This window comes from Campylobacter sp. JMF_01 NE2, from assembly GCF_027737365.1.
Taxonomy (GTDB): Bacteria; Campylobacterota; Campylobacteria; order Campylobacterales; family Campylobacteraceae; genus Campylobacter_B.
On the sequence record NZ_JAOVTR010000001.1, the window covers coordinates 137,608 to 151,028 of the forward strand.

12 protein-coding genes are annotated in these 13,421 nt (G+C 41.3%); 1 reads left to right on the forward strand and 11 read right to left on the reverse strand.

Features of this window, described 5'->3' with window-relative positions:
* Window positions 1-100 precede the first annotated feature (100 nt).
* Entirely contained in the window at window positions 101-1,231 is a 1,131-nt protein-coding gene (nusA, locus tag OFO01_RS00750; RefSeq protein ID WP_270858272.1) for a transcription termination factor NusA, read from the forward strand.
* 63 nt (window positions 1,232-1,294) lie between these two features.
* On the opposite strand, the gene OFO01_RS00755 is transcribed toward nusA, so the two are convergent.
* From OFO01_RS00755 to OFO01_RS00805, 11 genes are all read right to left on the reverse strand, one after another.
* Window positions 1,295-2,749 carry a Mur ligase family protein gene (locus OFO01_RS00755; protein ID WP_270858273.1) on the reverse strand — a complete coding sequence of 485 codons (1,455 nt, stop codon included), beginning with the start codon at window positions 2,747-2,749 and terminating at the stop codon, window positions 1,295-1,297.
* Window positions 2,750-3,382: 633 nt separating this feature from the next.
* Entirely contained in the window at window positions 3,383-3,850 is a 468-nt protein-coding gene (locus OFO01_RS00760; RefSeq protein WP_270858274.1) for a hypothetical protein, read from the reverse strand.
* A gap of 169 nt (window positions 3,851-4,019) precedes the next feature.
* Window positions 4,020-4,622: a thiamine phosphate synthase gene (locus tag OFO01_RS00765; RefSeq protein WP_270858275.1), complete on the reverse strand. Its 603-nt coding sequence runs from the start codon at window positions 4,620-4,622 to the stop codon at window positions 4,020-4,022.
* A 24-nt stretch (window positions 4,623-4,646) separates the two neighbouring features.
* Window positions 4,647-5,792, reverse strand: coding sequence for a 2-iminoacetate synthase ThiH (gene thiH / locus OFO01_RS00770; protein WP_270858276.1), 1,146 nt, complete (start codon window positions 5,790-5,792; stop codon window positions 4,647-4,649).
* A gap of 1 nt (window position 5,793) precedes the next feature.
* Complete coding sequence (locus OFO01_RS00775; protein WP_270858277.1) at window positions 5,794-6,555, reverse strand: thiazole synthase; 762 nt, start codon at window positions 6,553-6,555, stop codon at window positions 5,794-5,796.
* A 108-nt stretch (window positions 6,556-6,663) separates the two neighbouring features.
* Window positions 6,664-7,290 (reverse strand): sulfur carrier protein ThiS adenylyltransferase ThiF, encoded by a 627-nt coding sequence (thiF, locus tag OFO01_RS00780; RefSeq protein ID WP_270858278.1) that lies wholly within the window; start codon window positions 7,288-7,290, stop codon window positions 6,664-6,666.
* A gap of 1 nt (window position 7,291) precedes the next feature.
* Window positions 7,292-7,495: a sulfur carrier protein ThiS gene (thiS, locus tag OFO01_RS00785; RefSeq protein ID WP_270858279.1), complete on the reverse strand. Its 204-nt coding sequence runs from the start codon at window positions 7,493-7,495 to the stop codon at window positions 7,292-7,294.
* Window positions 7,495-9,087, reverse strand: a complete 1,593-nt coding sequence (locus OFO01_RS00790) for an ABC-F family ATP-binding cassette domain-containing protein (RefSeq protein WP_270858280.1) — start codon at window positions 9,085-9,087, stop codon at window positions 7,495-7,497. Before OFO01_RS00790 ends, thiS begins: the two co-directional genes overlap by 1 nt.
* Window positions 9,088-9,149: 62 nt before the next feature.
* Window positions 9,150-10,277 carry a cation diffusion facilitator family transporter gene (locus OFO01_RS00795; protein WP_270858281.1) on the reverse strand — a complete coding sequence of 376 codons (1,128 nt, stop codon included), beginning with the start codon at window positions 10,275-10,277 and terminating at the stop codon, window positions 9,150-9,152.
* Between the two features lie 128 nt (window positions 10,278-10,405).
* The gene (locus tag OFO01_RS00800) at window positions 10,406-10,936 is read right to left on the reverse strand and encodes a hypothetical protein (RefSeq protein WP_270858282.1); all 531 of its coding nucleotides are present in this window, start codon (window positions 10,934-10,936) and stop codon (window positions 10,406-10,408) included.
* A gap of 1 nt (window position 10,937) precedes the next feature.
* On the reverse strand, window positions 10,938-13,310 hold the full coding sequence (locus OFO01_RS00805; protein ID WP_442868032.1) for a molybdopterin-dependent oxidoreductase: 2,373 nt from the start codon (window positions 13,308-13,310) through the stop codon (window positions 10,938-10,940).
* Window positions 13,311-13,421: the final 111 nt, after the last annotated feature.

A 13,421-nucleotide genomic window follows, 5' to 3' on the forward strand; every position in this document is an offset into this window, starting at 1 on the left:
AATAATTCGTTTAAATAAAAATAAAGTCTAAATTTAATATAATACCGAACTCGAAAATTTTAAAAATCCCAAAATTTAGCAGTGTAAGAAAAGGAAAATTATGGAAAAAATCACAGACATAATCGAGTCTATCGCAAACGAAAAAGGACTTGATCCCTCAGATGTAGGCGCGCGGGTCAAAACAGCCTTTATCCAAACCGCAAAAAGGCTATTTGGCGAGCAGTTTATCTACGACAGCGAGGTAGATCCAGTTACGAAAAAAGTCAAACTCTACCAAAAAGTCCAGGTCGTAGCCGATAATGACGAGCGCGCAGGGCAGGATAATTTCATCGCAATTAGCGAAGCCAAAAAGCACGGGGACGCTGAGATTGGCGATGAACTAAGCTATGATATAAATATCGAAAATCTCGGCCGCACAGCTTCGCAGGTTTTGGCAAAAGAGCTAAATTACCATATCCAACGCCTGCTTGAAGAGAAAATTTTCGAAAGCTATAAAAACAAAATCGGCACCCTGGCCCACGGCACCGTCACCAAAATCGACGCTAGCGAAACGACATTTGTCGAAATCGACGATATCAAGGCTTACATGCCACAGAAAAACCGCATTAAAGGCGAGAGTTTCAAAGTGGGCGATGTAGTCCAAGCCGTCATCAAAAACGCCTATATCGACAAAAATCAAGGTATCAAACTAGAACTTTCACGCACAAGCCCTAAATTTTTAGAAGCAATTTTACGCACAGAAGTGCCTGAAATCAAAGACGGAAGCGTAATAATCCAAGCATGTGCTAGGATTCCTGGCAAACGCACGAAAATAGCCCTTAGCTCGGTTTCGCCAAATATCGATCCAGTGGGCGCAACCGTGGGCAAAGGTGGTACTAGAATCGACGCTGTGAGTAAGTTTTTGAGCAAAAATTTAAGCGAAGAGGACAAAAAAGCTGGCGGAGAGAGCATAGACGCGTTTGAATACTCTGCCTCGCCTGAAATTTTAATCTCGCGTGCAATGGCGCCTGCGATTGTAAATTCGGTCAAAATCACAGATGAAAACAAAGCAATCGTCTATATCAACCCTGACCAAAAATCCAAAGCTATCGGCAAAAACGGCCTAAATATCCGTCTAGCCTCAATGCTAAGCGGTTATGAAATCGAGCTAATCGAAACAGGCACATCAAGCGAAAAAGTATCAAACGAAGAGGGATTAAAAAATCTCGAAGCGCTCTTTGGCGGTCTGTGAGAATTCTTTCAAATTTGCGAATTTTTAAAATTCGCAAATTTTTAAAAAATCAAAATTTAAAATTTATATGAAATTTGGCGCGTCGTTAGAAAACAGCACCAAATCCCCTGCTTTGGTATATTTAGCCAAAATTTCAACCATTTTCGATTTATCTTTTAGCACATAAACCTTGCTAGGATTTATATTGTCTTTGAGTGTTTTTAAATTTAACTCGCCAGTTATTATCACGAGATCAAAAACCTCATCGATTTTTTTGGCTAAAATTTCATTATCTTCCTTGGTCGATTCGACGATTCCGGGCGTTACGATGACTTTATTTCCTTTGTAAGTTTTGCATAGTTCGTAGCTAGCTAGCATACCGACTAGATTGCCGTTAAATGCGTCATCAATGATGATTTTGCCGCCGTTTTCGATCTTTTGGAGGCGGTGTTCGACGCTACGGACTTTTTCGACTGCGTTGTGGATATAGACATCATTTACGCCCAAAAACCTCGCTACCATGACACATACGCTGAGATTTTGCGCGTTAAACTCGCCCAGCACCGGCGCAGAGAGTCTGAAATTTTCATCATTGATTTTAAGGCTAAATTTAATCCCGTCTAGTGTCGAGCTAATCACCTTTGTGCCGATATCATAGGTGCTAATCGTGGCGCTGTTGTGGCAAAGTGTGCTAGAATGCACAAATGCGTGTTTTAGACGCGGTGAATTTAGCGCTTCAAGCTTGGTAGCGCGGATATTTTCTACGCTTTTGAAATACTCCAAATGTTGCGCGCCAATCTCGCCTACAACTACGATTTGCGGGCGCAAAAACTCGGTGATTTCGGCGATATCGCCGGGCAGTCTGGCACCAGCTTCTGCGATATAGACCTGAGTGTTTTTTGGCAAATCATCATTTATATCCTTTACAATCCCAGCTAGCGTATTTACCGAGCGCGGGGTCTTGTAGCAGACAAAGTGCGGGCTAAGGATATCATAAAGGAAGTTTTTGATACTCGTCTTGCCGTAACTTGCCGTGATTTGGACGATGATTAGATTATTCATCGTATTTAGCTTGGATAATGCGCTAGCTTTGAAGCGGTTAAAAAGCGTTTTTTCGTATCTGAAATGAAAAAACAATCCCACAAATAGCGCGATAACGGCTGGAATTTTGATATCGGTTGAAAATTTAATATCAATCAAAATTTCCACAATCCCCACAATCACCGCAAACGAGGCTATGTATGCAAACGCCCTTTTTATGCGATCGGTAAAGACTAGCTTTTTATCCAGCCCTCTGTGCCAAAGCGCCAAAACAGCGATATAACTAGCCGTTACCACGCCCAAGGCTGCGTAATAAAACGGGCAAAACATGGCCGCGATTTGAGCCAAAACTGGGATTATGAAAAAATACAAATGCCACATAGGCTTGGTGAAATGGTGCATTACACGCTCCACGCGATACGAAAACCACTGCAAGCAGGTAAGCGCGTAAAATCCCAAAGCAAGGGTGAAAATAAAATTTGAAATAACTGCCGACATTTTTTCCCTCAAATTTATTTAGACTTAGATTACAAAACCTGTAATTTTATTCTAAAAAAACTTGATTGTTGCTTATTTTTGCGATAAATTTTATTATTTAGAGCTTGATTTGCGTCAATGCGAAATTTACTCTAATCTGTCATTGCGAGCAAAAGCAAAGCGTCAAGACGCTTTTTGCACAGCGTGGCAATCTACGAGTAAAAATTCCTATCGCTAAATTTGCTGTCATTGCGAGAAAACGAAGTTTTCGAAGCAATCCAGCAACGCCGTAAGGCGTTTCATAAAAATAAAACCAGCCAAATTTAAAGCGAAGCTTTAAATTTAGCCACCTTAAAAGCGTCGTCGGGGGTTGGGGGATTGTAAGGGGGAAGGGGAGCGACCTCGCAATTCAAGCCCCCTTCCCCCTTACGAGAAAAGAAAATTTAGTCTAAAATTTAGAAAATAATTCAATGCTAAATTTGGATTGAATTTTGAATTTAAATTTCTCTGGATTGCTTCGGCGTTTCACGCCTCGCAATGACAGCAAATTCGCATGCTTTAAATTTTAAACTCATAGATTGCTTCGTCGCCGTAAAACAGCTCCTCGCAATGACAAATTAGATGAAATTTGCATATTTTTTTAAGACTCCTTGGTTAAATTTCATTATCAATTTTTTTGTATTTTTTACTTCCGTTCATAAAATAAATCAAAAACAACAAAAACACACAAATAATAAAAGGTGTTTTAGAAAGCATGAGGTCGTTGATAGATTTAAAACCGCTATAATCATAATCGCCAGTTATATTGTTACCTTTTTCATCAATTAGTTTAGCAACGCCGGGTTTATTTATGTTTCTAGGAAATTTATTGGAATATATAGTAACTTTCTGACCTTTTAACTTGCCTATTGTTTTAATATCTTCCCTAGAATATGAAAACAAAATTTTTTCTCCGTCATCTGTTTGAACTTCAATATGTGGATTACTTCTATTTGTAGGCGTAGTTGATACCATAGTTACTATACCTTTTGTTTTATACAATTCATTTTCAGGTTTTGGTTTAACATCTATTGCTGTCAATAACACTATTAGTAATATACCGCCAATAATATAATATAACATTGCACTTAATCCACTTAGCGTTGTTTTTGCGTGAAATGGACGATAAAACATCCTTTGATAAAATTCTGTGCTTTTAAATTTATCAAATACAATTTTTAATTTAGCACCGTAGGGTAGGCGTTCTTGCTCACCGAATTTTATTTTATTAAATTTAATTATTTTTAATCCTTTATTTAACTGCTTGAAAATTTGATAAAAATTTTTTTTCGTTTTCGCATGTCATGGCAGAGCTCATTATGGCGATATTGTCGGCTCCTGCGTCTAGTATGGAGCGAAAATTAATGGAATTTATCCCGCCAAGGGCGTAAATTTCGCCACTCCAAAATTCACGCACATTGCGAATCAAATCTAGCCCCTTTGGCTCTAAATCTTTTTTACAATCTGTCGGAAAAATATGGCTTAAACAAAGTGCGTTTGCACCCAAATTTAGGGCAAGCTCGGCTTCATCTGTGCTGTGAGCCGAAACTACGATTTTTTCAAATTTGGCTAAATTTCGATTAGATTTTTGCTCTAAAATTTGCAAAGGCAACCACACAAATTTATAATTTAACTCGTAAGCTAAATCCAAAAAATTATGCAAAAAAAGGCGAACGCCAAAATGGTTGCAAATTTGCAAAACTTCGCAAAAAAGTGCGCAGTATTCGCTCACGCTCAAATTTTTCTCACGCAAGATTATTTCGCTAATCCCGGCTTCGCAAAGGCGTGAAATTTTCTCTTTCAACGCCTCTTTTCCGCCACAAAGCTCCAAATTTGAAATCGCCGTGATTTTCACTTTTTTGCTCCAAATTTCGCAAATTTACAGATAAATATACTCGCTCATCAGTGGCGCTAACCCCGCACCCCTAATCGCAGCACAAACCTCAGCCACGCTTCGTCCGTCATCTATCTCAAACTGCTCGTCGCCCTTTTTTTGGCTGTGTCCGCCGATACCGACACTAACTCCTGCTGAAATTTTATTTGTGGCGATTTTAATCGCTTCATCTCTAAAACCAGCCCTTTCGCGCGTCGAAATCGTAATATTCGCACTAGGAATTAGTAGGCGATATGCTGTAATTGCCTGCAAAAGCTCCTTTTCATGGACATCTCGCGGGTTGATTTTATTATTATTTATTATCGGGCGAAGTCTTGGGACTGAAAAGGCGATCTCGGCGTGTGGGTATTTTTGTTGCAACAAATACGCGTGTGCGCCCGTAGCAAAGGCGTCTTTGCGAAAATCATCAAGCCCTAAAAGTGCCGCAAAGCCCACTCCACGCATACCGCCCATTATCGCCCTTTCTTGGGCATTGAAGCGATACGGGAAAATTCGCTTATTGCCTTCTAAATGCAGTTTTGCGTATTTTTCCGTGTTGTATGTCTCTTGGAAAACGGTTACAAAATCCACGCCAGAATTATGCAGGGTAGCGTATTCATCGGAATTTAAAGGATAAATTTCCACGCCTACGACCTTGAAATATTTTTTGGCGATTTCACACGCATGAGCGATATAGCTCACATCGCTATCAACCCTGCTCTCGCCTGTTAGCACCAAAAGCTCTTCAAGTCCGCTCTTTTTTATCGCTTCGTATTCGGCTATTAGCTCATCATCGCTAAGCTTGGCTCTTTTAATCTGATTTTTTTTGCTAAATCCGCAATACACGCAGTTATTATCACAATAATTTGAAATGTAAATCGGCGTAAAAAGCGAGATATTATTGCCAAATTTCGCCCTAGTTTCACTCATACTCGCCCTTGCTAACTCTTCTAAAAATTTAGCCCCAGCCACGCTTAAAAGTGCGCCAAAATCGTCTAAATTTCTATTTTTTTTCTCTATCGCCCTTAAAACATCGGCTTCATTATAAGCGTTTGGGTCGTAATTTTGTCTTAAATTTAGCACTTTTTGCATTAAGCTATCATCGATTTCTTGCATGTGTGCTAGGTATTTCATGTGGTCTATTTTTTCCATTTTAGTCCCTTAAAAAGCCTGTTAGTGGCGAACTAGCCGCGGCAGTATTTCGCACGGCGCCAAATTTGGCATTATATGCGTCTCGCCCTGCATTTATCGCATTTGCAAAGGCTTTTGCCATTTGGACTAAATCGCTAGAAGTGGCGATTGCGGTATTTACCATGACAGCCGCACACCCCATTTCCATGGCTTCACACGCTTGGCTTGGGCGCCCTATTCCTGCATCGACGATGATCGGCAAATCCACTTCGCCGACTAAAATTTCAATCATATCTCTCATCATAAGCCCACGATTTGAGCCAATGGGCGCACCAAGCGGCATTACAGCGGCTGCTCCTGCGTTTTTTAGGCTACGAGCCACATTTAAATCAGCGTGCATATACGGAAGCACGATAAATCCGTCATTTGCTAGAATTTCGGTCGCTTTAATGGTTTCGTAATTATCGGGGAATAAAAATTTGCTATCTGTGATAATCTCGATTTTGACGAAATCTCCACAGCCTAGCTCTCTTGCCAGTCTTGCGATACGCACGGCTTCTTTTGCGTTTCTGGCGCCACTTGTATTTGGCAAAAGCGTAACGCTTTTTGGTATGAAATTTAAAATATTTCTATCTTTGCTCTCGCTTACTCTACGAAGTGCGAGTGTTACAATCTCACACCCAGCGTTATGGACACAGGCTTCTATCATTTCGTGGTCGAATTTGCCAGAACCCATTATGAAGCGAGATGAAAATTCCTTACCACCCAAAACTAATTTATCCATTTGAAATTTCCTTTAAATTTTGTGATTTGTGAGATTATACAAAGAAAATCTGAATTAATTTTAAGATTTCAAGCAAAAGGCGAAAATTAACGAAATATAGCCATAAAATTAGGCTCGGTTCAATATCAAATTTACCACAGCGTTTGCTTGGTGGGCGGCACACACTACGACGCGAGATGAAACAAGCCCTGCACTCATATCGCTTTTGCCGTCGCCACAGATATATAAATTTGCTCCAAATTTGCGAGTTTGGATAGAATTTACCTCCCCAAGTCCCGCCATACCCGAAGCGCAAACGAAAATTTTATCCCTATACTCAGCCGATAAATTCGCTATCATCGCCTTATTTTCGGCTCCGTCGAAGCACTCGCAGATGATTTTTTCGTTTTGCAAAATCTCACGCACATTTTCGTTAGTGATTTTTTCGCCACAAGTTTGCACTTTCGCATAAGGGTTAATTCCCAAAATTTGCTCTTTTAAAGCTTCTATTTTTGGGCTTCCTAAATGCTTTAAGGCGTAGTGTTGGCGATTTAAATTCGAAGCTTCGACAATGTCAAAATCTATGATAAAAAACTCGCCCACACCGGCTCTACTAAGCATTATAGCGACATTTGAGCCAAGCCCACCAGCTCCTAGTATGCAAACCCTGACGCGTGATAGAATTTCACTCACGCCACGCGGATTTCGCGCGAAAATTTCAGCCCTAAATTCGCTCTCGTTTTTCAAATTCAGCATTTCACCCGCCACCGACAAATTCGACGATTTCATAAATTTTAAAATCTGAAATTTGCGAATTTTTCCAAAGCGTTTTTGATAAAATCTCTCCGTCGGCTTCCACGGCGATATAGCGCAAATCAAACCCTTGCGAGCGCAAAAATTCTTCCACGCTCATATCGGCGTCAAACTCGCACTCACGCCCATTTACGCGCACTTTTATCATCACTCTTCCCCCAGGCTCGCTCTGTATTCTTCGTAACTGCCACGAAAATCCACAATCTCGCCGTTTCCTTTAAGGTGCAAAATGCGGTTCGCAAAAGCGTCGATTAGTTCGCGGTCGTGGCTCACGCAAATCACGCACCCAGCGAAGTTATACAGCGCCTCGCCAAGAGCAATAATTGCCTCCAAATCAAGGTGGTTGTTTGGCTCATCAAGCACCAAAAAATTTGGCTTAGTTAGCATTAGTTTGCTTAGCATTACGCGGTGCTTTTCGCCACCGCTTAGCGCACCCACGCTTTTTTCTTGCTCAGCCCCGCTAAAAAGCATTCGCCCAAGGCACTTGCGAATTTCGTCCAAGTCCTTGTTTTTCTCATCTCTAAGATAATCATACAGCTTCGCTTCGCCACTCACCGCCGAGCTCGTATCCTGCGCGAAGTATCCTTGCTCGATAGTCGCGCCTACATGCACTTTGCCCTTATCTGGCGCCATTTCGCCCACGATGATCTTGCACAGCGTCGATTTACCCACGCCGTTTCGCCCGATAACAGCGATTTTATCGCCCTTTAAAAGCTTTAAATTGAAATTTTGCAAAATTTTAATCTCACCGAAACTCTTATCAATCTCGCTAAGTTCTAAAATCTCATTTCCAATCTCGCGCCCTAGTTTAAAAAGTATGCTTGGCTCCCTGCGAGAAGATGTCGCAATCTCGCTAATGTCGATTTTATCGAGCAATTTTTGCCTTGAAGTGGCTTGTTTGGCCTTGCTAGCGTTTGCACTAAAACGGGCGATAAATTTTTCGAGTTCTGCCTTTTCTTTGACCTTTTTGTCGCGCTCGAATTCAGCCTGTTTTTTTATCAAATTTGCCGCGATAAACCAATCATCGTAATTCCCGCTAAACTCGCGCACCTTTTTGAAATCCACATCCAAAATATCCGTGCAGACGCGGTTTAGGAAGTGTCTATCGTGGCTGATGACGACCATAGTGCCCTCGTGGCGGTTTAGCTCGAACTCCAACCACGCAATCGCGTCGATGTCAAGGTTGTTTGTCGGCTCGTCTAAAAACAAAATATCAGGCTTAGGAAACAGCACCTGGGCTAGTAAAATTTTAACCTTGTCGCTAGCCTCGATTTCACTCATTTTTTTGCCAAATTCATCTTCGCTAAATCCCAGCGAGCTTAAAATTTTCTCGATTCTCGTCTCATACTCGTAGTTTGGATCCTCTTCGGCACAGATAATTTCAAGCTCAGCCAAGCGGTCGTTGATTTCGTCGGTAAATTCAGGGCTTTCGTAGAGTTTTTCTTTTTCTTTGACGGCGCCATATAGGCGTTTGTTGCCATACAAAACCGCGTCTTTTACCAAAAATTCCTCAAACGCAAATTGATTTTGCCCGAGCACGCCAATTTTACGGCCGTTTTCGACGAGTATTTCACCGCTACTATGCTCGACCTCGCCACTTAAAATTTTAAGTAGCGTCGATTTACCCGCGCCGTTTGCGCCGATTAGTCCGTATCTATGGCCTTTTAAAAGCGTCAAATTTACATTTTCGAACAGCAGCTGTTTGCCAAAACGCATTACTAAATCTTTGATTTCTATCATTTTTTATCCTTGGAATTTAAAATTTTGCGATTATACAAAAAAAGGCTAAATTTAGCCAAAATTTAGGCGCTATAATCGCTATCAAGGGCGATTAAAATTTCATAATCGCTAAATTTTGCGCTGACTTCTTTGATGATATTTTGGTGGATTTGCTCGCGGTTAATCGCGTCAAAATCAATAATCACATCAAAACTGATGATTTTTTCGGTCAAATTTGCGTAAAATCCGTGCATTTGCAAAATTTTTTCATCGCTAAAAACTATTTTTTGAATTTCGCTATAAATTTTAGCGGTTTGCTCATCTTTTAAATTTAGCGCATAAATGCCCACAGTATCGATAACCACGCTAAATTTGGCAAAAATTTCACTCTGAATTTTTCGTGTGAGTGTATCTATGCTAGCCGCGCTCATATCCTCGCTAACTTCGATATGCACGGAGCCCAGCATTTTATCAGGGCCGTAGTCGTGAAACATCAAATCATACGCGCCAAGCACGCCGTCGATTTTCTTGATTTCGGTATAAATTTGCTTTGCAATCTCGATATTTAGGGGACTTCCTAAAATTTTATTGATAGTGTCTTTTAAAATTTCAGCCGCTGTTTTGATAAGCAATAGCGAAATAATCACGCCCAAATACGCCTCCAAAGCCACGCCGAAAAATATAAAAATAAACGCCGCCACTAGCGTCGAAAACGACACTAGCGCGTCAAATTTCGCGTCAATCCCACTTGCGATTAGCGAGTCAGAATTCGCCCTAACACCCATTTTTTGGGTATATGAGCCAAGCACGATTTTTACCACGACCGCAACTGCGATCAAAAATAGCGAAACGCCGTCGTAATCTGGCGTGAGTGGAGCAAAAATCTTGCGCACACAGCTAATAAGCGCCGCAAACCCCGCATATAGGATAATCACGCCGATACTTAAAGCCGTGAGATACTCAATCCTGCCATGCCCATAAGGGTGCTCTTTGTCTGGCTTTTTGCCAGCAAGTTTTAGCCCTACAATCGTAATGACCGAGCTTAGCACATCGCTTAGATTGTTTATAGCGTCAATTACGATAGCAATGGAGTTTGTGAAAAACCCAATCGCCCCCTTAAACAGCGCCAAAATCACATTTGTAAGAATTCCAATAAGCCCTGTGCGAACGATGATTTTATCGCGCGGAACGACCTTTTCTGGGATTTGCATAGATTTCCTTTTTGTAATTTAAAAGGCGCGATTTTATCAAAATAAAGCTTAATTTGATAATAAAGGAGAGAATTTATCGCGCCAAATTTGAAGTAAAATTTAGCGCGAAAGTGTTTGAAAGAAAGTTTTTATTCCTTGACTATGCCGTCTTTTGCGTAGGCTTGGACATAGCGAAGAAGCCTTGCTTTTTCGTCATCGTCGATTTTAGCAAACAGCTGCATTGCTGTAATCAGCGCGTCCCACTCGATCATTAAATGCTCTTTTGGCTTGTGTGCGGCATGGCACGAACTGCAAGTATCGTAGTAAAGCATTTCTACCTCTTCCCACGCTTCAAGTGGATCTGAGCCAAGCTTCGTGCTATCTACCAAAAACTGCGCCTTTGGCGTAGCCTTTTGCTCCTTCATTTTGAAAAATACCACGAGCGGATCTTTTTTAAGAGCCAAAATTTTATCATCTGTGACGCTTACTTCGCCGTTAATTTCGACAAGGGCGAATTTTCCGTCATCTTTGATGATTTCTACTGGCGTTCCTTCTAAAATTTCGCCAACTACGCTTTTGGTATTTGGATCAATCAAATCGGTTTTGATATCCGCGATAAATTTCGTCTCGCCAAACGCCAGATTTAGCAAAATTGCCATAAATACAACTATTTTTTTCATCTTAACCCTCGATTACTTTTGGTTCGCTTATGCCTTTGTATGGGGCGACATCTACTTTTTTAATCGCTACAAGGCAGGTATTTGCAGAAGTAGCCTGTGCCATTTGCGAAGTAGGAATTGATGTTGTAAGCACATTTATGTGACCTGCTTGGTCTCTACCCTCTTCGTCTGGATCATACCACGCGCCCTCGCAAAGTGCTACTACGCCTTTCATTATGGATTTGCTTACGATTACGCCAGCTAGCACTCTGCCACGATCGTTGTAAATCTCAACCGTATCACCGTCTTTGACACCAAGTGCGCTCGCGTCTTCGTCGTTTATGGTTACAGGCTCTCTGTTGCCGACTTTGCAAATTTTGCGTATAAAATCAGAATTATCCAAATTTGAGTGAATTCTATATGCTGGGTGCGGGCTTAAAATATGAAATGGAAATTTCGCTACAAGCTCTTTGTTTCCTAGCCACTCGCTAGGTTCGAACCACATAGGGTGCGCCTTAAAATCAGGTAGATTATAACTTGCAAATTTATCTGAATAAATTTGAATTTTGCCTGTTTCGGTAGAGAGTTTGTTTTTTACCGGATCTGCTCTAAATGCGCCAAGTCGCACGAATTTTCGCGCCTCTTCGCCAGGCTCAAAATGCACAAATCCCTTTTCCCAGAACTCGTCAAAACTCATATAATTTGGACAATCGCTACGCTCATAAAGTCCCCTTATTTGCTCCATTTTATCCTTGCCACCGGTAAATTGTCGCCACGCTTTTTCAGAAACCATCTTTGCCATATCGGCGAAAATGTCATAGTCGTTTCTAGCTTCAAATGGCGGTTCAAAGACCTTTTTGAGCGCATAAACATAGTCTTGTGAATACGATCCGCCATAAGCTATATCATATCTTTCAAGCTGTGTGGTTGTCGGCAAAACAATATCCGCCCACTTGCTCATCGGCGTCCAAAACGGCTCTTGGGAAATGATAGTCTCAACTTTGGCTAGGGCTTTTAAAACCTCGTTTGTATCTGGGTGATGACCTAAGATATTTGTTCCTACTGCATAAAGAACTTTGACATGCGGAAGTTTAATCTTTTCGCCCCTAAAATTTATCTCTTTTCCCGGGTTTAAAAGCGCTTCATTTACCCTTGAAGCAGGGATTATCAAATCAACCTTGTTTTTGCCTTGTGAAATTCCACCGGGCATTTTCACGCCACTTCTAGCTTGTGAGTTGCCGTTGTAATGCAATGCAAAACCAAATCCACCGCCAGGAAGCCCGACTTGACCTATCATACAAGCCAAAACTATCATCGCCCACTGCATTTGTTCGCCATGCTGCGCCCTTTGAAGCGACCAGCTTCCAGCTAGTAGCGTTCTATCGCTTACAAATAAATCGGCTAAATTTTTTATATCTTCTTCGCTCACGCCTGTAATACCAGCCGCCCAAGCAGGGGTTTTTTCGACCTTGTCTTCGCTTTTTCCTAGCAAATATGGCAAAAATTTATCGAAACCATAAGTATATTTTTCGATAAATTCTTTATCATATTTTCCACTAGTGTATAGATAGTGCATCATACCAAGCATTAGCGCGACATCGGTATTTGGGCGGATTTTAATCCACTGTGCGCCAAATTTTTGCGCGATTTGTGTGTATTGTGGATCAATCGAGATAAATTTAATGCCTGATTTGGCGTATTTTTCATACCACGCCACATTTGCATGATTTGCGATACGATAATCTATTTGATTGCATTTTAAAATATCCGCACCCCAAAGCACATAGGTTTTGGTGTTTTCTAAAATCACTTCGTGCGTAGTTTGCAATGCAAAAACTTCCAAATCGCCCGTAATCGAGCCATTTACCCTACTTGCAGCACCCACGCTATAATCCCCACTCGTAATCGCCGCACCGCCAAAAGCGATATTAAAAAACCTGCCAGGAAGCGGGACGGTATTGTGCAAAATACCAGGGTGGCTCCACCCGTCATAACTAGCATTAAAAATTTCTTCTGGTTTTACGGCTTTTAATTTTTCAAGCACAAGCTCATAAGCCTTCTCCCAGCTAACTCGCACAAATTCCTCTTTGCCACGAAGCTCGGGAGTGTTTTTACCCTCCAAAAAGCTTTTTCGCACACAAGGATACTTCACGCGGTTTTTCATATTTCTATCGATTAAGCCCTCGATACCTGGGAATTTAGGATCTTTGTTTGATTCTTGCGGACGGATTGAGACGACCTTGCCACTCTCGTCTAAATCCGCATAAAACGCACCATACCCACTAGCGTGAGCGACGCTTTTGGCAGGTTTTGTCTCTGCGCCAAATGACGCCGTAGCAGCCATGCTAGCTACCACAGCCGATGATTGCAAAAATTTGCGCCTAGAAGTTGAAATTTGATCTTTCATACTTGCCCCCTATCGTTAGGAAATTTGAAATTTCAAAAATTATACAACTTTGATAAAATGAAATCAAATATCAACTAACGATAGAGTGCATATAAAAAA

Excerpts from the sequence above, each read along its gene's own strand:
- OFO01_RS00795 (WP_270858281.1), bottom strand. The coding sequence starts at position 10,277 with ATGCAAATCCCAGAAAAGGTCGTTCCGCGCGATAAAATCATCGTTCGC.
- thiS (WP_270858279.1), bottom strand. The coding sequence starts at position 7,495 with ATGATAAAAGTGCGCGTAAATGGGCGTGAGTGCGAGTTTGACGCCGAT.
- thiH (WP_270858276.1), bottom strand. The coding sequence starts at position 5,792 with ATGGAAAAAATAGACCACATGAAATACCTAGCACACATGCAAGAAATC.
- OFO01_RS00755 (WP_270858273.1), bottom strand. The coding sequence starts at position 2,749 with ATGTCGGCAGTTATTTCAAATTTTATTTTCACCCTTGCTTTGGGATTT.
- nusA (WP_270858272.1), top strand. The coding sequence starts at position 101 with ATGGAAAAAATCACAGACATAATCGAGTCTATCGCAAACGAAAAAGGA.
- thiF (WP_270858278.1), bottom strand. The coding sequence starts at position 7,290 with ATGCTGAATTTGAAAAACGAGAGCGAATTTAGGGCTGAAATTTTCGCG.
- OFO01_RS00800 (WP_270858282.1), bottom strand. The coding sequence starts at position 10,936 with ATGAAAAAAATAGTTGTATTTATGGCAATTTTGCTAAATCTGGCGTTT.
- OFO01_RS00775 (WP_270858277.1), bottom strand. The coding sequence starts at position 6,555 with ATGGATAAATTAGTTTTGGGTGGTAAGGAATTTTCATCTCGCTTCATA.
- OFO01_RS00790 (WP_270858280.1), bottom strand. The coding sequence starts at position 9,087 with ATGATAGAAATCAAAGATTTAGTAATGCGTTTTGGCAAACAGCTGCTG.
- OFO01_RS00760 (WP_270858274.1), bottom strand. The coding sequence starts at position 3,850 with ATGTTATATTATATTATTGGCGGTATATTACTAATAGTGTTATTGACA.